The sequence below is a fragment of the Thiocapsa marina 5811 genome (assembly GCF_000223985.1).
Lineage (GTDB): Bacteria > Pseudomonadota > Gammaproteobacteria > Chromatiales > Chromatiaceae > Thiocapsa > Thiocapsa marina.
The window spans coordinates 263,108-280,103 of the sequence record NZ_AFWV01000003.1; the positions used below are offsets into that span (position 1 = coordinate 263,108).

The 16,996-nt window shown below is 63.4% G+C and carries 13 protein-coding genes and 1 tRNA gene; 7 read left to right on the plus strand and 7 right to left on the minus strand.

From position 1 onward, the window contains the following. Window positions 1-104: 104 nt before the first annotated feature. Entirely contained in the window at window positions 105-1,097 is a 993-nt protein-coding gene (locus THIMADRAFT_RS05620; protein WP_007192014.1) for an aldo/keto reductase family protein, read from the minus strand. A 512-nt stretch (window positions 1,098-1,609) separates the two neighbouring features. After that, on the minus strand, window positions 1,610-2,746 hold the full coding sequence (locus tag THIMADRAFT_RS05625; RefSeq protein ID WP_007192015.1) for a glycoside hydrolase 64/thaumatin family protein: 1,137 nt from the start codon (window positions 2,744-2,746) through the stop codon (window positions 1,610-1,612). Window positions 2,747-3,104: 358 nt separating this feature from the next. On the opposite strand from THIMADRAFT_RS05625, the gene THIMADRAFT_RS05630 reads away from it, so the two are divergent. Continuing rightward, window positions 3,105-3,353 (plus strand): type II toxin-antitoxin system Phd/YefM family antitoxin, encoded by a 249-nt coding sequence (locus tag THIMADRAFT_RS05630; protein WP_007192016.1) that lies wholly within the window; start codon window positions 3,105-3,107, stop codon window positions 3,351-3,353. Further along, entirely contained in the window at window positions 3,350-3,736 is a 387-nt protein-coding gene (locus THIMADRAFT_RS05635; protein WP_007192017.1) for a type II toxin-antitoxin system VapC family toxin, read from the plus strand. The genes THIMADRAFT_RS05630 and THIMADRAFT_RS05635 overlap by 4 nt, the downstream gene beginning before the upstream one ends. Window positions 3,737-3,902: 166 nt before the next feature. On the opposite strand, the gene THIMADRAFT_RS05640 is transcribed toward THIMADRAFT_RS05635, so the two are convergent. The 4 genes from THIMADRAFT_RS05640 to guaB all read right to left on the minus strand — a co-directional run bounded on the left by THIMADRAFT_RS05640 (window position 3,903) and on the right by guaB (window position 8,026). Beyond that, window positions 3,903-3,992 (minus strand) — tRNA-Ser (locus THIMADRAFT_RS05640). Between the two features lie 62 nt (window positions 3,993-4,054). Further along, the gene (tadA, locus tag THIMADRAFT_RS05645; RefSeq protein ID WP_040729862.1) at window positions 4,055-4,549 is read right to left on the minus strand and encodes a tRNA adenosine(34) deaminase TadA; all 495 of its coding nucleotides are present in this window, start codon (window positions 4,547-4,549) and stop codon (window positions 4,055-4,057) included. Window positions 4,550-4,825: 276 nt separating this feature from the next. Continuing rightward, window positions 4,826-6,400, minus strand: a complete 1,575-nt coding sequence (gene guaA, locus THIMADRAFT_RS05650; RefSeq protein WP_007192019.1) for a glutamine-hydrolyzing GMP synthase — start codon at window positions 6,398-6,400, stop codon at window positions 4,826-4,828. A 159-nt stretch (window positions 6,401-6,559) separates the two neighbouring features. Beyond that, window positions 6,560-8,026, minus strand: a complete 1,467-nt coding sequence (guaB, locus tag THIMADRAFT_RS05655) for an IMP dehydrogenase (protein WP_007192020.1) — start codon at window positions 8,024-8,026, stop codon at window positions 6,560-6,562. 123 nt (window positions 8,027-8,149) lie between these two features. Here guaB and xseA point away from each other — a divergent pair, with 123 nt between their 5' ends. Together xseA and THIMADRAFT_RS05665 are read left to right on the plus strand one after the other, a co-directional pair. Next, window positions 8,150-9,520, plus strand: coding sequence for an exodeoxyribonuclease VII large subunit (xseA, locus tag THIMADRAFT_RS05660; protein WP_007192021.1), 1,371 nt, complete (start codon window positions 8,150-8,152; stop codon window positions 9,518-9,520). 443 nt (window positions 9,521-9,963) lie between these two features. Further along, a complete protein-coding gene (locus tag THIMADRAFT_RS05665) occupies window positions 9,964-13,767 on the plus strand; it encodes an EAL domain-containing protein (RefSeq protein ID WP_050799485.1) in 3,804 nt (1,267 codons plus the stop codon). Between the two features lie 338 nt (window positions 13,768-14,105). Here the strand turns inward: THIMADRAFT_RS05665 and THIMADRAFT_RS05670 are convergent, their stop codons facing one another. Then, the gene (locus THIMADRAFT_RS05670) at window positions 14,106-15,458 is read right to left on the minus strand and encodes a mechanosensitive ion channel family protein (RefSeq protein WP_007192024.1); all 1,353 of its coding nucleotides are present in this window, start codon (window positions 15,456-15,458) and stop codon (window positions 14,106-14,108) included. Between the two features lie 614 nt (window positions 15,459-16,072). Here THIMADRAFT_RS05670 and THIMADRAFT_RS27805 point away from each other — a divergent pair. From THIMADRAFT_RS27805 to THIMADRAFT_RS05685, 3 genes are all read left to right on the plus strand, one after another. Then, window positions 16,073-16,219 carry a toxin-antitoxin system TumE family protein gene (locus tag THIMADRAFT_RS27805; RefSeq protein WP_233490191.1) on the plus strand — a complete coding sequence of 49 codons (147 nt, stop codon included), beginning with the start codon at window positions 16,073-16,075 and terminating at the stop codon, window positions 16,217-16,219. An 8-nt stretch (window positions 16,220-16,227) separates the two neighbouring features. Then, window positions 16,228-16,569, plus strand: coding sequence for an HVO_A0114 family putative DNA-binding protein (locus THIMADRAFT_RS05680; RefSeq protein WP_007192025.1), 342 nt, complete (start codon window positions 16,228-16,230; stop codon window positions 16,567-16,569). A gap of 73 nt (window positions 16,570-16,642) precedes the next feature. Continuing rightward, window positions 16,643-16,918, plus strand: coding sequence for a hypothetical protein (locus THIMADRAFT_RS05685; protein WP_007192026.1), 276 nt, complete (start codon window positions 16,643-16,645; stop codon window positions 16,916-16,918). The last annotated feature ends 78 nt before the right edge of the window (window positions 16,919-16,996 follow it).

The following is a 16,996-nucleotide window of genomic DNA, read 5'->3' on the forward strand; positions in this document are numbered from 1 at the left end:
GCCTAATCGCCCCGCTGCTCTGTCGTGAGACGACCTGCCATCAGCCAAGATCGCGGAGGCGGTATGTGTTTGAGAGGAGGGTCGCCGAAGCGCCATCCCAGTGGTCAGGCGACGGTCGACGGGTCTGGGCAGGTGCGCCGTGCTTGTCCGTCTCCTAAGGCGTCAATGGCTTGCATCTCGTCGTTGTTGAGGGTGAAGTCATAGATGTCGCGGTTCTCGACCATCCGCACGGCCTTCGTGGTTTTTGGCAGCGCCGTGCGTCCGCTCTGCACATGCCAGCGCAGTACCACCTGGCCCGGGGTCTTTCCGTGGCGCTCGGCGATGGTGGCCAGCACGGGATCGCGCAGCATGCCGAACGCGCCGCTGGCGAAGGGCGCGTAGGCGGTGACGACGATGCCCTGGTCGCGGCAGAAAGACTCCAGCTCCGGGTCCCGGCAGTACGGATGCATCTCCAACTGGTTCACGGTGGGGCGGTACTCCGGTTCCGGTACGTCCTCCATCAGCTGGCGCAGGTGGGCGATGGTGAAATTGGACACTCCGATGGCGCGCGCCGCGCCCTTGTCCGCCAGCCCGCAGAAGGCGCGCCAGATGGCGGCGCGGGCCTTGCGCGGGAAGTCGGGGTCGCTGCTCGTGTGCTCTCCGAAGCCGCCGGGCCAGTGCATCAACAGCAGGTCGACGTAGCCGAGGCCCAGGTCGTCCAGGGTGTCGACCATATCGTCGCGGACCTTCTGCGCAATGTCGTCGACCTTGTCGGCATCCCAGGTGCGCCGGTGCGAGATATTGATGTGCGGCGGCGCCGCTGGGTGCGCGAGTTTGGTGGTGATGAACAGCTCCTCGCGGGTCAGCTCTCCGCTGGCGAAGCGCTGGCCGAGCAGCGTGCCGACGATGCGCTCGGTGCCGTAGGCGCGGGCACCGTCGAATGCACGGTAGCCGTTGTCGAGGGCCAGCGAGACGGCGCGCCACGCCTGTTCGGGCAGAAAACCCTGGAACTCGGTGGCACCCACCCAGTCGCCGAAGGCACAGCCAAAGGCGATGGTGGGCATGACCACCCCGTTGTGCAGGGTGACCTCCTGTGCGCTTGGGGCGTTGTCGGTCATGGCGTGCGATCCTGTTGGTGGTGATTGTGAAACAAAGGCGCTGGGTTTCGGAGGGCACGCGATTTGTCGCCAAAAAACGTGACGCATCCGAAACCATTTAGTGCCATCGGGCAATCGGTATGTCGGCACCGCTCGACTGCTCGGTCCGGATTGCGGCAGCTGCATTCGTTCGCCCACACTAGGCCGCGTCAGTCAGGTTCGGTTCTTCCCGCATCCCGGGCGCGCGTTGCACCCTGTTCGGCTGGATCGCGGTCCAATCCTTGCCCGCTAGGTCTCGGCAGCGGTCCCTGGTCGTCAACGGTGCGACCAGGATCGTGCGAGGGAGAGTGGGGTCTTGTAGTCATGCAATGGCTGACGATAAGAACGGATCTGACGCGGTAACGGGCGGATTAACGTGCTGGGGTCCAGCGACAGCGCGGGCACCTCGAACGCGTCATCTGTCGGGTCCGCCCCGATTTCCCATGCCGGATACCGATGCCATGTTCGTGACGCTCGTGCCCTTGCGCGCCGGCTCAAGACGCGCTCGGAATCCGCGGCAGAGGCGAACCCTCCGGGCAGTAGGTCACGGTATAGCCGCGCTGGCCGCCGCTCGAACAGGCGCATTGCTTCGGATCGAGGGGATATTGGTAAGCATCTTCGCAACTCACTGTTGTACAAATCAACTGACTGCGGTTTCCAAGGCTGTCGCATGCACAGTCTCCGCCGGCCATGTCCACGTGGATCGGCACGTTGAAGAAGATATTGGCGCTCGCAGTGACACAGTTGTTCGGGTCGACCCCGGGACCGCAAAGCAAGGGAGGCATGGCGTTGGTGCTGAGGTTCACGAAGTCCTGCCCCTGGAAGTCCGGCGTCAATTCCAAATGGGTTCCGAACGTCTTGTCGTAGTTCATGTTCGGACCGCAGCATGGCGTCTCGGCGGGATCGCTCGAGCATTGTGCGGCAGCTGCATTGGTCGGCTGACAGTAGGCCGCGTAAGTCAGGTTCGGGTCTTCCCACATCCCGGGCTCGCGTTGCACCCTGTTCGGCTGCACCGCGGTCCAATCCTCGCACGCCAGGTCTCCGCATTGGTCCCTGGTCGTCACCGGTGCGACCAAGATCGTGTTCGGGCTCCCCGCGTGAAGCTCGCCGATCGGGAAGGTCTCTTGCTCCCCCGCCTGCAGGACATTGCCGTCGATCGCGGCATTGGTGTCCGACATCAGCTTCAAGGGCAGGGCGCAGTTGTTGAATAGAATGACCTTTCCGGCGACCGGCGTGATCGATCGACCGGAGACAAGCAGTGCCACCTGATCGACCGCGCCCAAGGCGCCCTGGTGCAACTGCCGGAGGTGCTTGAAGAGGCCATCGAAGGATTCCTCGGCGCCGGGACAGGATGCGGGATCCTGCAGGACCGTCTCGACGTAACGTTGCAGATGCTCGCGATCGCAGTCCTCGAGACCGACTGCCATCCGTGCCGGGTCCTGTGCCTCCCCGTGCAGGTTATCGGCGTGGGCTTCCAACAAACACGCGATGTAATCGCCTGCGATGACGCCGACCTCGGCCTCGCATGATCCGCCGACCGCCGGATCGGCCGAAACCTGCGAGGCGAGCAGCAATGCGCCGCAGGCGCAGGCGCGAAACGGGCGCACGACGACAGAAGGGTTATTGTTCATCGATCGATCCTCGCGAATCCTCATGGATCGGGCCGGGGTTCGCCGTCAATGGGAGTTGGAGTTCCGAGAACAGTGTACTCAATTCCCTCGGCAAGATGCCTGATCGGGTGGAGCGCGAAGAGAGTCTTCAGCTCCGGTGACAATTCGCACAAGTACGGCGGGCCCGACGCTGATCCAAGTACGCCGACTCCGGAACCCGACTAGGCGGCTGAAGGCGGCTCGGCATGCCGAAATCCCAGACCCGGATTTGCCTACCGAAGCCCTGGCCAGCGCCTGTTTTCTCCGAGGGAGAGTCCGCCGTTGCGATCCCCATGTGCCTGGGCTAAGCTAAGTAAGTCCGGTTGATTGGAGAGACACGATGATGGCGGTGAACATGCACGACGCGAAGACCAACCTGTCCCGCCTGGTCGAGCAGGCTGCCCGCGGCGAGCCCTTCGTTATCGCCCGCGCCGGCAAACCGCTCGTCAAGGTGGTCCCGCTGGATACGCCGGAGCCGAAGCAATGCCGGAGGCTCGGCTTCCTGCGCGGGGAGATCGAGGTCCCCGACGACTTCGATCGGATGCGCGTTGACGAGATCGCAGCGCTGTTCAGCGGCGGCGACGCATGAAACTGCTGCTCGACACCCATCTGCTGCTCTGGGCCGCCGGTTGGCCTGAGCGCTTGCCCGACATCGCGCGCGCCATGCTCGACAACGACGAGCACACGCCGATGTTCAGCCCCGCGAGCCTATGGGAGGTTGCAATCAAGCGCGGTTTGGGACGGCCGGATTTCCGCGTCGATCCGGGACTGTTGCGCCGAGGGCTAGTGGACAATGGCTGGTTGGAGCTGCCGATCGACGGCCGGCACGCAGTTGCCGTCGCCGGACTGGAGCCGATCCATAAGGACCCCTTTGACCGGATCTTGGTGGCTCAGGCGTTGGTCGAGGGGATTTTGCTGTTGACGTCCGATCCCGTCGTCGGGCGCTATACGGGACCGATCCGAGTGGTCTGATCCGAAAGGAAAGCGATCAGGCTCAAGGACTTCTATTCTTTCCGACCGGCGCCGAGGTTCGCGCGAAGACCGAAAAATGGTCTAACACCGCCACGGTTGGGCACATTCAGGAGCATCGGGCAGCGCCCAAAAAATCTGAATTGTCACGGCCGGTTGAAAATCAATGTGGCGGAGAGGGTGGGATTCGAACCCACGGAAGGCTTGCGCCTTCTCTTGATTTCGAGTCAAGCCCGTTCGGCCACTCCGGCACCTCTCCGAGATTGTCTGTCGTGCGAATTGCTCGCTTTCGACAAGCTGGTAAGTGTAAGTCGCGGAACCTTACTTGTCTATCGTCGGGATCGTCTGTCGGCGGCGCCTGGCACGGAAGAAGCCACGTAGCGCCTCGCCGCACGCATCGGCGAGGATGCTGCCGCGACATCCGGTGCGATGATTGAAGCGTCCGTCCGACGGCAGGATGTCGAAGAGGCTCCCGCAGGCGCCCGCCTTCGGATCCGCCGCTCCGAAGACCACCTCGCCGACACGGGCGTGGATGATGGCGCCCGCGCACATGACGCAGGGCTCGAGGGTGACGTAGAGGGTCGTGCCGGGGAGGCGGTAGTTGCCTAGGCGTTGCCCGGCATCGCGCAGGGCCTGGATCTCGGCATGGGCGGTCGCGTCGTGGGTCCCGATCGGCCGGTTCCAGCCCTCGCCGATGACCGCGTCGTTCAGGACCAGGACCGCGCCGACCGGGACCTCGCCCTCCGCCGCGGCGCGGTCGGCGAGGGTCAGGGCCAATTGCATCCAGTGCTCGTCGGTGTCGTTTGAAGGGTCCATCAATAAGCTGAGTCGCGCGGTTTCCGGAGTATTCGGCCGCGCTCGCGTGCTCCGCCGGCAAGGCGCGCGCCTCGGCGGAGGCTTGCGCTTGATCCATGACATTGCGATCGCAGACCTGGTTTGGGAATGCGGCCGAATCGGCACGTGGCGCGGAGCGCCAAGGGCATGCGTGACACCGCGGAGCGGTTGTCACGAGTCCCCCACAAGTGGGTGGTTTAAGGTGCGACGCGCTAAGCGGGCCAATCTTGTTCGGCTACGGCCTTTCGCGCCGCGCGGTTACTCCCACTCGATCGTCCCCGGCGGTTTGCCGGTGATGTCGTAGACGACACGGGAGACGCCGGGCACCTCGTTGACGATACGCCGGCACACCAGATCCAGGAAATCGTAGGGGATGTGGGCCCAGCGCGCGGTCATGAAGTCGAGTGTCTCCACCGCACGCAACGCGATGACGTGCGCGTACTGGCGGTTGTCGCCGACGACGCCGACGGAGCGCACCGGCAGGAAGACGGCGAAGGCCTGTGAGACCTGATCGTAGAGGTCGGCGCGGCGCAGCTCTTCGATGAAGATTTGGTCGGCCTGGCGCAGTGTAACGGCGTCGTCCTTTTGGACCTCGCCCAGGATGCGTACGCCGAGGCCGGGCCCGGGGAAGGGGTGACGATAGACCATCTCGGAGGGCAGGCCGAGCTCGATGCCGATCTTGCGGACCTCGTCCTTGAAGAGCTCGCGCAGGGGCTCGACCAGCTTGAGGTTCATCTCCTCGGGCAGGCCACCCACGTTGTGGTGTGACTTGATGACGGTGGCCTTGCCCGACTTGGCCCCGGCGGATTCGATCACGTCCGGGTAGATGGTGCCCTGTGCGAGCCACTGGACGTTGTCGAGCTTGCTCGCTTCGTCGTCGAACACCTCGATGAAGGTGTTGCCGATGATCTTGCGCTTCTGCTCCGGATCGGTCACGCCCTTGAGACGACCGAGGAAACGGTCTTCGGCATCGACCCGGATCACCCGCACGCCCATGTGGCGCGCGAAGGTGCTCATGACCTGATCGCCCTCGCCGAGGCGCAGCAGTCCGTTGTCGACGAAGACGCAGGTCAGCTGGCTGCCGATCGCGCGATGCAGCAGTGCGGCGACGACGCTGGAGTCTACGCCGCCCGAGAGTCCGAGCAGGACGGCATCGCTGCCGACCTGATCGCGGACCTTGGCGATGCTGTCATCGATGATGTTGCCGGGGGTCCAGAGACGCCCGCAGCCGCAGATCTCGTGGATGAATCGCCCGATGATCCGTTGGCCTTGGCGGGTGTGTGTGACCTCCGGATGGAACTGCACGCCGTAGAAGCGGCGCTCCTCGTCGGCGATGCCGGCCAGCGGTGCATTGGCGGTTTCGGCGATGACCTGGAAGCCCGCCGGCAGGGCCTCGACCCGGTCGCCGTGGCTCATCCAGACATCCAGCAGGCCGTAACCTTCCGGGCTGGTGTGATCCTCGATATCGCGCAGCAGGCGCGAGTGCCCACGCGCGCGCACCTGCGCATAGCCGTACTCGCGATGTGCCGCCGGCGCGACGCTGCCCCCGAGCTGTGCGGCCATCGTCTGCATGCCGTAACAGATGCCCAGGACGGGCACGCCCAGATCGAACACCAGCGGATCCGCGCGAGGCGTCTCGTCCTCATGGACGGACTGGTGACCGCCGGACAGGATCACGCCGCTCGGTGCGAACTCCCGGATCGCCGACGCACCCATGTCATGCGGGTGCAGCTCGCAGTAAACCCCCGCCTCGCGCACCCGCCGCGCGATCAGTTGTGTGTACTGAGACCCGAAGTCGAGGATCAGGATGCGGTCGGCGTGGATATTGGTCATGGCGTGATGATGGTTCCGGGCGACGAGCGGGGGAAGAAGGCGGGAAAAACAGCGATCCGCGCAACGGCAGAACGCCAGGAAAGCAGAAAAACTTTAATTAACTAAGCATCTTGATTTCTTGCGCCGGATTGTGCCCCAAGCACAATCCGGCGCAAGACATCAATTGTCGATCCGGTAGTTCGGCGCTTCTTTCGTAATCTGCACATCATGGACATGCGACTCGCGCATTCCGGCTGCGCTCACGCGCACGAACTGCGGCTTGGTGCGCATCTCCTCGATCGTCGCGCAGCCGGTGTAGCCCATGCTCGACCCCAAGCCGCCGACCAACTGATGGATGACGTTCAGCACACTGCCCTTGTAGGGCACGCGGCCCTCGATGCCCTCCGGGACCAGCTTTTCCTTCTCGGTGTCTTCCTGGAAATAGCGATCGCTCGAGCCTTCCGACGAGCCCATGGCACCGAGCGAGCCCATCCCGCGGTAGGACTTGTAGGAGCGTCCCTGGTAGATCTCGACATCTCCCGGTGCCTCGTCGGTGCCGGCGAAAAGTCCGCCGATCATGACGCTGTTGGCGCCGGCGGCGATGACCTTGGCGACGTCTCCGGAGAAGCGCAGACCGCCGTCGGCGATGAGCGGGACACCCGTTCCCTCCAGTGCCTCGGTGACGTTCGCGACCGCCGTGATCTGGGGGACGCCGACGCCGGCCACGATGCGGGTGGTGCAGATGGAGCCGGGCCCGATCCCGACCTTCACCGCATCGGCGCCTGCGTCGACCAGCGCGCGGGCTGCATCCGCGGTGGCGATGTTGCCGCCGATGACCTGGACCTCGGGGTAGCGGACCTTGACCCACTCGACGCGATCCAGCACGCCTTGCGAGTGCCCGTGTGCCGTATCGACCACGATCACGTCCACCCCGGCCTCGACCAGGGCAGCGACGCGCTCGTCCGTTCCCTTGCCGACGCTGACGGCCGCACCGCAGCGCAACCGCTCCTGGGCGTCGCGCGAGGCCTTCGGGAAGTCCTTCGCCTTCTGAATGTCCTTGACCGTGATGAGGCCGCGCAGCTCGAACCGATCGTTGATCACCAGCACCTTCTCGATGCGGTGCTCGTGAAGGAGTCGCACGACATCCTCGCGGCTTGCCCCTTCGCGCACCGTCACCAGGCGTTCCTGCGGGGTCATGATGGTCGAGACCGGCTCGGACATGCGGGTCTCGAAACGCAGATCCCGTCCGGTGACGATGCCGACGAGCAGGCCGTTCTCCGTCACCGGCACGCCCGAGATCTTGTGCGAGTGGGTGAGCTGCAGCACCTCGCCGATGCTGGTCTGCGGCCCGACCGTAATCGGATTGCGGATGATGCCGCTCTCGTAGCGCTTGACCGCCATGACCTCGCGGGCCTGGCGCTCGGCGTTCATGTTCTTGTGGATGATGCCGATGCCGCCTTCCAGCGCCATCGCGATCGCCAGACGGGCCTCCGTGACCGTGTCCATCGCGGCCGAGACAAGGGGAATCTTCAACGCGATGCCGCGGGTCAGCCGGGTCTGAAAATCGACCTCGTTCGGGAGCACCCGCGAGTGCGCCGGGACAAGCAGGACGTCGTCGAAGGTGAGTGCTTCCTGGATCAGGCGCATGGGAGACTCCGCAATCAGTGACCAGAACAGGAAAGTAACCCGAAAGTATAGAATTTCAACGGGCGCAGGTAAACTCCGTGTCCGTCCTCGGTCTCTTGAAGCCTTTGCTTGCGAATCTTGCCCATGCCGCTCGAACGACCTGTCCGTGCCCTCGACGACGACCGCGACATCTACAGCGTGTCCCGACTGGCGAGCGAGGTGCGCGCCGTGCTCGACGGGAGCTTCCCGGTGCTCTGGGTACAGGGCGAGATCTCGAATTTGGCCCAGCCGGCATCCGGGCACATCTATTTCACGCTCAAGGACGCGGGGGCGCAGGTTCGATGTGCCATGTTTCGGCCCAAGCGGGTGCTCTTGAATTTTCGCCCGACCAACGGTCAAGAGGTGCTGGTCCGCGGTCGCGCGACGCTCTTCGAGCCGCGCGGCGACTTCCAGTTGATCATCGACCACATGGAGCCTGGCGGCGAGGGTGCGCTCCGGCTCGAGTTCGAGCGCCTGAAGCGCAAGCTGGCCGCTGAAGGTCTCTTCGACGAGGCCGCCAAGCGGCCGATTCCGGGCTTTCCGCGACAGGTCGGTCTGATCACCTCGCCCAGCGGTGCTGCCGTGCGTGATCTGTTGGCCGTCCTGAAACGGCGGTTCGCGGCCTTGCCGGTGGTGATCTATCCGGCTCAGGTTCAAGGCGAGGCAGCCCCGGCGTCGCTCCGCGCCGCGTTGGCGGCGGCCAACGCCCGTGCCGAGTGCGATGTGCTCATCCTGGCTCGTGGCGGGGGCTCGCTCGAAGACCTGCATGCCTTCAACGACGAGGGCCTGGCGCGGGCGATTCGCGCCTCGGCCATCCCGGTCGTCACCGGGGTCGGGCACGAGAGCGACGTCAGCATCGCCGATCTGGTCGCCGACCGACGCGGGGCGACCCCCTCGGCGGCAGCCGAGCTTGTGGCGCCCTCGGGCGATCATCTGCGCCATCGTCTCGTCGCCTTGAGCCGGCGGCTGGACGCGGCCCACGCGCGTCATCGCCTCGCCGCCCGCCAGCGACTGAACGCCGTGGCGCGTCACCTGGCGTTGCTCCATCCCTCCGCGCGACTGCAACAGCGCGCTCAGCGGCTCGACCAGCTCGAGCAGCGTCTGGTCTCGCTGCTGTCGAATCGGTTGGCGCAGGCGCAGTCGCGGCTGCGTCCGGCGGCGGCGCGCCTGATTTTCGCATCGCCGGGGCGACAATTGGCGGGGCTCGGAGTCAGGGTCGCTGCGCTCGCCGAGCGCCTCGCTCGCGCCCGCGTCCGGCTCGCCGAGACCCGGCGCGAGCGGTTGATGCGCGCGGTCGCCGGCCTGGAGGCCCGCAGCCCCTTGGCCACGCTCGCCCGCGGCTACGCCATCGTGACGCGCCTGCCCGATGGCGCGATCGTTCGCACGCCGGAGCAGGCGCCGGAGGGCACGCGGATCGAGGCACGGCTCGCGCGGGGACGCTTGATCGCGGTCGTCGAGTCCGACAGCAGCACTTGATCGAGGCGCCCGACTGCGTTGCAACGCGTTGTCGTAGAACCACTACGACGCCTCGTCGCGCCTTGCCGGACACCACGCGGGACGCACTCCAGGGGCCGTTCAACTGCCGGATCTAGGCTAAGGGATTCGAAGAGCCTAAACCGCGCCCGGCGCGGTGTGCGATGTTTTTGGATGGAAACCTCGGAGCGCCGTTCGCTTCCTCGCCAACGAACCCCTTCAGGCCGTACTCTTGTCGGTGGAGACGATTGGACTTCCTACTCGTCGGACGTGCCGATAGCGAGAGAAGGGCCGCGATGACCATTCAGAGCACCCACGAGCATCCCCCCGGCAATCGAATGCGTGCTCGGACACCCCGAACCCCCGAGCCTCAAGCCGAGTCGATAAACCAAGCAGAGAGGATAGGTCGTCAGCTCGTTCAACTCCTGTCTCTTTCGACCGTCGGCTTGGGCCTGGTCGCCGGGGTGTCATGGTGGTTCGATGGTTGGCACGTCCTGGCGTTCGGCGCAAGCAATGTCCCGATGGCGCCGTCGACGGCATTTCTGTTCGTCCTGTTGGGGATGTTGCTCTTCACCTCCAGTCGCTGGCCGTTTTCACGGGTCGTTCGCCTTTTCAACATCGGCGGTCTGGCGATCGTCGCTGTTCTCAGCTTGCTCTCGGCCTCGCAGATCATCGGCGGCCATACCCTCTTCGAGCAGTGGATCGTCGGAGACATCTCGACGTCCACCGGGATCCCGGTCGGGCGGATGTCCCCCCTGACGGCTGTGGCGTTTCTGTTTGCGAGCGTCGCACTCTTCTGCCGGTGGTCGACGTTCAACCGCCATCCGGTTTGCCTCTTCACCTCGGCGGTACTGTCCTGGGGCATTTTCGTGATCAGCGAGGTGACGCTCACCGGATACGTCTCGGGTCTGCCACCGGTCTTGGGCAATTCGACGATTCCCCCGGCGGCGTTGACGGCGTTGGCCTTCATGCTGGCGAGCGTGGCCATTTTGCTGCCGTCCTTGACGCAGATGAGGCTGTTCCAACCGCCTGCCGATACGCAGGCCCGCGAGACGGTCCGGCGGGTCGTCTTGATTGCGGTGATCGGCGTTGTGTTTGCCGCCGCTCTGCGTCTGGCCATCGTCGGCGAAGATGGGGGAGACGTCCTTCCATACGTCACCTTTTACCCGGCGGTCCTGATCATCGCGCTGTCCACCGGGCTCTCGGGTGGTTTGCTGGCAACCCTGCTCGCAGGCATCTATGTCCAGGCCTGGCTGCACGGCGGCGAGCTGACTGCAACCGAATGGCTCGCCCTGACGGTCTTTTTGATCGGCAGCACACTGACGAGCTTGATCTGCGAAGCGATGCGCCAGAGTCGGGCGGGCGCGAGACGAGCCGGAATCGAGCTCGAACGTGCGCTCCTCGCGTCGCAGCAGGCCGCAAACGCATTACAGGAGAGCGAGCGGAGGTTTCGATCTGTTTTCGAGCAAGCGGCCGTGGGGATGGCTCGACTTGCACCGGACGGGACCTGGCTGGACGTCAATGACAAGCTCTGCAGCATCGTTGGTTATACACGAGAGGAGCTCTTGTCGAAATCGTTCCAAGACACCACTCATCCGGATGACCTGCAGGCCGATCTAGACTACGTCGATCAGCTGCTTCAGGGTAGGATCCGCGCCTATGCAATGGAAAAGCGCTATTACAAAAAGAGTGGCGATGTCGTCTGGATCAATCTTGCCGTCAGTCTCGAGCGAGACCATAACGGGAACCCCGCCTATTTGATCTCGGTTATCGAAGATATCACCGAGCGCGTGGAGCTGCATAACCGCATCGAGAAGATCGCGGCGCATGTCCCCGGCATGATCTATCAGTTTCAACAGTGGCCGGACGGGCACGCTGTCTTCCCCTATGCCAGCATCGGTATCAGAGACATCTATGGCGTGGAGCCGGACGAGGCCGCGGCTGACGCGACCCCCGTCTTCGACGTGCTGCATCCCGACGACCGGCCAAGGGTCGAGGCCAAGGTTGCCGAGTCGATGCGTGAGTTGACCACCTGGCGTGACAGCTACCGGATCACCCGTCCCGACGGACGCCTGATCTGGGTCGAGGGCGAAGCATCGCCCGAGCCGCAGCCGGACGGCAGTGTCTTGTGGCACGGCTCGATTCGGGATGTCACCGACCGCAAGCAGGCTGAAGAGAAATTGCGCCTCGCCGCCAGCGTCTTTCAGCACAGCTTCGAGGCGATTCTGATCACGGATGCCGAAAACCGGATCGTCGACACCAATCCGGCGTTCAGCGCCATCACGGGCTACGAACAGAGCAGTGTTCTTGGCCAGGATCCCAAGATCCTCGCCTCCGGACGGCACGATGAGGCGTTCTTCCGTCAGATGTGGGATGCGATCACACAGAAGGGGTCTTGGCAGGGCGAGATCTGGAATCGACGCAAGGATGGTGAGCTCTACGCCGAGCTCTTGTCGATCTCGGCGGTCCGCCGTGCCGACCGCTCGGTCGCAAACTACATTGGGATGTTTTCCGATATCAGCGAGCTCAAGGCCCATGAGGCGGAATTGGATCGTATCGCCAATTACGACCAACTCACCGGGCTGCCGAACCGGCGGCTCTTGTTCGATCGAATCGAGCAGGCGAGCGCTCGAGCCCAACGTTCAGGCAGACTCATGGCCGTCTGCTATCTCGACCTCGATGACTTCAAGCCCATCAACGATCAGTATGGACACGGCGTCGGCGATCAGGTGTTGATCGGCATTGCAGGTCAGCTGCGCAAGGTGCTGCGGGCGCAGGACACGGTGGCCCGACTCGGCGGTGACGAGTTCGTGATGCTCCTGAATGACCTGACGCGTCTGGAAGACATGCTTGTTCTGCTGGAACGGGTGTTGGCTGCATGCGGCAGGCCCATCGTCTTGGATGGAGTCACCCACCGTGTCTCCGCCAGCATCGGGGTGACGCTGAGTCCGCCTGATGGTTTGCCCGATGTCGACAGCGCCGACATCTTGCTGCGCCATGCCGATCAGGCCATGTACCGCGCCAAAGAAGCGGGCAGGAATCGCTATCACTTGTACGACGCCAAACAGGACCGGCAGCTCCAGGATCGTCGGCTGAAGCTGCAACGTATCAAAGAGGCGCTGGCCGGCGATGAGCTCGTACTCTTCTACCAGCCCAAGGTCGACATGGTCAGCCGCGAGGTCATCGGCGTCGAGGCGCTGATCCGTTGGCGGCATCCGCAAGAGGGTCTGCTGTTGCCGGGCGCCTTCCTGCCCGTGATCGAAGGCAGCGACCTGGAGATCGCCATCGGCGAGTGGGTCATCGCGGCGGCACTGAACCAAGTCGCCATCTGGAAGCGCGGCGGCCTCGATTTGCCGATCAGCGTCAATATCAGCGCGGGGCATTTGTCGGCGCCGAGCTTCGCTCGGCGTTTGGGGGAGTTGCTTGCCGCGCATCCCGAGTGTGATCCCGGCTGCCTTGAAATGGAGATCCTGGAGACGTCGGCCTTGAGCGATATCGTGCAAGCCGGCCAAACCCTGAAGACTTGCCGTGCACTGGGGGTGCGTTTCGCGCTGGATGACTTCGGCACGGGCTACTCATCGCTCGCCTATTTCCGCCGATTGCCGATCGACGTGCTGAAGGTCGACCAGAGTTTCGTGCGCGATATGCTCGACGATCCGGAGGATATGGATATCGTCGAGAGTGTCGTCAGACTGGCGCGCGCCTTCAAGCGGGTGGTCATTGCCGAGGGCGTCGAGACACCCGAGCATGGGGCCTTGTTGATCCTGCTTGGTTGCCCCCTGGGCCAGGGCTTCGGCATTGCCCGTCCGATGCCCGCGGATGCGGTTCCCGCGTGGGTCTCGACTTGGCCCGAGCAGGGCGAGGGCATGGTCGTCGAGCAGGGCATCGGCAAGGATGACATTCCGCTGATGATGGCCATGCAGAACCACCGACGTTGGGTCGAGACCTTTGTCGAGGCGCTCGAGGACGCGGACATCTCGAGACTCGCCGAGATCGAGAGAGAGCCTTGTCGGTTCGGACGCTGGTACCAAGGCAGCGGATCAGCCCACTACGGGACACTCGAGCAGTTCGATGCGGTCGGTCGCAGTCACGTCGCGGCGCATGAGGTGGCGAGCGCCATCATGGCGATCGCCGAACAGGGCGAGATGGATGCGGCGCGGGCGCAGTTGCCGAGTCTCTTCAAGGCTCGCGACGAACTGATCGGTCATCTCGAGGGATTCATCGGGAGGCTGAAGACGGCGGGCGACTGACCGCTGGCGAGACGACGCGCAGGGCGAGCCTTGTTGTCGGTCACTGTGTTCCACGAGAATGCCTCAGGGCCATCCGCGCTGACCCTACCGGATCGTCCACCGCTTTTGCGGCTGCCTGCGGTCCAGCTGGTTTTGGTGGGTTCAGGCGACCCTAGCGGCAGCAACCGACCCATTGCAGCTCCTGGGTATCCGACGGCATGAGTCCGCATTGGAATCGACACCGGACACTCGCAACGTCCACGAGTTACAGATACTGTCTCCAGGGCTCCGCACCCTCAACATCGACGCCGTCCGCTGCGCTTACCAAACCCGATCATGGGGTAGTCGCTCTGAGTCAATCACGGCGTCGGCTCGTGAGACGCGGCCCCGGAACCGCGTTGCGTCCCGACAGTGACGAGCAGGTCGGTCACCACGTCCACCGTTCTTGCGCTCGGGTCGGGTTCTGCGAAATCACTCTCTGTCTGGAAGATCCTCAATCCGAATATGGGAATCAGCGACAGCAAGTGGTCGAAGATCGTCGCCTGGATGCCCTCGTAAAACGCCCATCGGGTGTCGGTGGTGAAGCAATACAGCTCCAACGGGATGCCGGTCTCGGTCGGCTGCAGCTGCCGCACGAGGAGGGTCATTGCGTCATGGTGGATCTTCGGATGTTGTTGCAGGTAGACAAGGCAGTACTGGCGGAAGAGGCCGCTGTTGGTGACGAGCAGGCCGTTGGCGCATTCAGGATTATCAGCCACGGCCTCCCTTTCCAATGCCAGCGCCTGATCCACGAGAGGAAGCTTGGCAAGTTGATCCAGCTCTTTCTCAGACAACGTCCTGAACGTCCGCTGATCCAGAAACAGCGAGCGCTTGATGCGCCTTCCCCCAGCGTCAAACATTCCCCGCCAGTTGGTGAACGAATTCTGGACCAAGGTGTAGGTCGGAAGGCTGGTCACGGTCTTGTCGAAGTTCTGCACCTTGAGCACGTTCAAAGAGAGTTCCGTCACATAGCCGTTTGCATCGGTGCCGCTCACTGCGATCCAGTCTCCCACACGGACCAGGTCTCCAGTGGTGACGATGACGTTGGCAAACATGGACAAGAGCGTGTCCCGAAAGACGATGAGGAGAACCGCGGACATTGCACCCAGGCCGGTGAGGAAGTAGGCCGGAGATTTACCCATCAATGTGGCAAGGATTAGGATCACCGCCACGCCGTATACAAGGAAAGACCCCACCGTGACGTACCCGCGAAAGGCTCCTTCCCGGTTGACCGAGGACAGGCTTGAGTAGTACGCGTCGACAAACCGAAAAGCCCGCACGATCACCTGGACAATGACAAGGATTAGCAAGGCCGTAATGACCCGGTCGGTCAGATCTTGGAACTGCTGGTTGAGGTTGGGTAGCAGGTCGAGCACGATATCGATCACGATGAGTCCGACAGCCGTGGCTAGACTACCCAGTACACGGCTCTTCAGGACCTGGTTGAACCTCGCGCTTTTTGCAGCAAAGGTGCTCCTCGCAATCGGCTTGAAGATGAGGAACTTGAAGATCAGGTAGGTCAGCCAAAACAGGAAGATCAGGCCGGCAACGACAATGACTGGATACAGGATTCTGTCCGATGTCAGGCCGCCGAGGGTGTCACCCAGCCATTGCGTGATCGAATTCGCCTTGACAAAATCCGGTAGAGCAATGAGCCCTTTGTCCTCTGACACGTTGTCTCCTTCTTGCATATAGCTGCGACGGGATTGGGGTCTGGTCTTTCCTTTTGCCCGCCAGAAGCGATGAGAGCCACAACGTAGGCTGATCTAGACATCATGTCTAGCTGCAAGGGCCGCTCGCTTGTGCAGGAGCACCGACAACTCCAGGCCGAAGGCCGCCTCTGACCCTTAAGCGGGGCCGTGTCCGCCGTCTGCCACGCAAAGATTCCGGGCGCGGCAAGTTAGTGGCGGATAGGAGCGTTTACTGGACGCTCCCCGCGGACAACCAAGTGAGGGGAATTTGCCGGCAACGACCTTTCGGCGCCGCAAGTCTGAGCGACCGCGACTGACTGCTCCTGGGGCGGAACGACAAGTCCGTGCCCCAAGTCGGGCGACTGAACGACGCACATTGCCGACACTGACAGACGGCCGAGAACGGTGATAAGGTTTTTGCCGTCATCAACGTTGTCAACGCCCAAGGTTGTTGTCATGGTTACAACATGCCAGCTGCCCTGCTCCTGAGATCGCGCGTCAAGCTGAGCGACAACCGCGTTGCAGGTATTGTGATCCGGCAGCTCCCCGAACCCGCGCCAGGCAGTCGACATTCCTTCAAGTACCGTTTGGCCTGAGTGATCGATGAGGTCTGCGTACTGCGCTACGACAACGAGAGCGGCAAGGGAGACCACAAGCACATGGGCGCTCGTGATGTCTCGTATGCCTTCACGACACTCGATCAATTGGTCGATGATTTCTGGGCCGATGTCGCCCGACTGTGAGGCACCCCATGACCACTGTGACGATCGAAGTCGCCGACATCGAAGCCACCAAGCGGCGCACCAAAGGTGCTTTTCACGGCGAGGCGCAAGGCTGTTTCATCACGTTTCCGAGCTACGAGGATCTCTGGGCGACGTTGACAGGCAACCGTTGGGGGATTCTCAAAGTGATGACGGGGGCCGGACCGCTCGGGGTGCGCGAGCTCGCGCGGCGCGTCGGGCGCGATGTCAAAGGCGTGCATACCGATGCTCAGGCACTGGTGGCCTGTGGTGTGCTCGACAAGACCGATGACGGCAAACTGGTGTTTCCTTATTACGAGGTGCGCATGGAGATCGTGCTGAAAGCGGCGTAGGACGCGCCGGCTGGTTGCAACGGTTGCTGCGGCAGAGGCCTCAGCGGTGCCCTGCTTTGAACTGGAATCCCGCATGCCGAAGAAACCCAGCAAGACCAAGCCCGGACGACCACAACCCGAAGCCGCCCAACGGAAGGCGATCGAGCGCCTGATCGAAGCAGGCGAGTACACCAAAGCGGTCCAGCAGCTCAAACCGCCGGTTCACCGATGTCCTGATCATGGCGGACTCAGACGCCTTCTGGTCGAGGCATTGGAGCGCAGCAAGGGGATCCGTGCGGCCGGGCTTGCCGCGTTCGAATGGGCCGAGCGTCGACCCAACAGTGTCCAGGCCCAGGGGCGCAGGGACTGACGATTCCCTTGGCGGGGGCAACCGCTAGGCGTCTGGACGACGCCCTGCTCCAGCGCGATGCCGGTCGGGGCCCGATTG

Coding starts and splice junctions, on each gene's coding strand:
- THIMADRAFT_RS05620 (WP_007192014.1), bottom strand. CDS start 1,097: ATGACCGACAACGCCCCAAGCGCACAGGAGGTCACCCTGCACAACGGG.
- THIMADRAFT_RS05625 (WP_007192015.1), bottom strand. CDS start 2,746: ATGAACAATAACCCTTCTGTCGTCGTGCGCCCGTTTCGCGCCTGCGCC.
- THIMADRAFT_RS05630 (WP_007192016.1), top strand. CDS start 3,105: ATGATGGCGGTGAACATGCACGACGCGAAGACCAACCTGTCCCGCCTG.
- THIMADRAFT_RS05635 (WP_007192017.1), top strand. CDS start 3,350: ATGAAACTGCTGCTCGACACCCATCTGCTGCTCTGGGCCGCCGGTTGG.
- tadA (WP_040729862.1), bottom strand. CDS start 4,549: ATGGACCCTTCAAACGACACCGACGAGCACTGGATGCAATTGGCCCTG.
- guaA (WP_007192019.1), bottom strand. CDS start 6,400: ATGACCAATATCCACGCCGACCGCATCCTGATCCTCGACTTCGGGTCT.
- guaB (WP_007192020.1), bottom strand. CDS start 8,026: ATGCGCCTGATCCAGGAAGCACTCACCTTCGACGACGTCCTGCTTGTC.
- xseA (WP_007192021.1), top strand. CDS start 8,150: ATGCCGCTCGAACGACCTGTCCGTGCCCTCGACGACGACCGCGACATC.
- THIMADRAFT_RS05680 (WP_007192025.1), top strand. CDS start 16,228: ATGACCACTGTGACGATCGAAGTCGCCGACATCGAAGCCACCAAGCGG.
- THIMADRAFT_RS05685 (WP_007192026.1), top strand. CDS start 16,643: ATGCCGAAGAAACCCAGCAAGACCAAGCCCGGACGACCACAACCCGAA.